1 protein-coding gene is annotated in these 555 nt (G+C 50.5%); it reads left to right on the top strand.

Annotated elements, in window-relative coordinates:
- Positions 1 to 555, top strand: a 555-nt coding sequence (locus tag DXA20_RS15960; protein ID WP_147403774.1) for a glycoside hydrolase family 5 protein, incomplete at both ends; no start/stop codon positions are given.

The following is a 555-nucleotide window of genomic DNA, read 5'->3' as shown; positions in this document are numbered from 1 at the left end:
CACCGGTTGGAAAGCACGGAAGACTTCATCTCGCAAAGGTGGACGGCTACGGTAATGCGCCGGTGATCGTGGATCAGTACGGCAAGCCGTTCCAGATGCGTGGAGCCAGCACCCATGGTGTTCAGTGGTTCCCGGAATATATTAATAAGGGAGCGATGCAGACGCTCCGTGATGAGTGGGGCGTGAACCTGTTGCGTATGGCATGCTATGTCACTCAGTATAATGGTTATACCAATGGCGGTCAGAGCCTGATCGACTCCAAGATTGTTGAGGGCGTACAGGCGGCAAAAGAGCTTGGCATGTATGTGATCGTGGACTGGCATATCCATGAGGAAAATCCACATACCACAAAGACTGTGGCAGAGCAGTTTTTTAAGAAGTATGCGACGCTGTACAAGGATTACGATAACGTGATCTTTGAGATCTGTAACGAGCCGACCGGTGTGCAGTGGTATACCGGCGGCAATGATCTTTATTCCTATTGTAAAGATATCGCAGGCATTATCCGTGACTGCGGAAGCAAGGCACTGATCGTCTGCGGAACCAATAACTGGT

It is taken from the genome of Roseburia sp. AM59-24XD, from assembly GCF_003478445.1.
Taxonomy (GTDB): Bacteria; Bacillota; Clostridia; order Lachnospirales; family Lachnospiraceae; genus Jutongia.
This window is presented reverse-complemented; position numbering and strand designations above follow the sequence as displayed.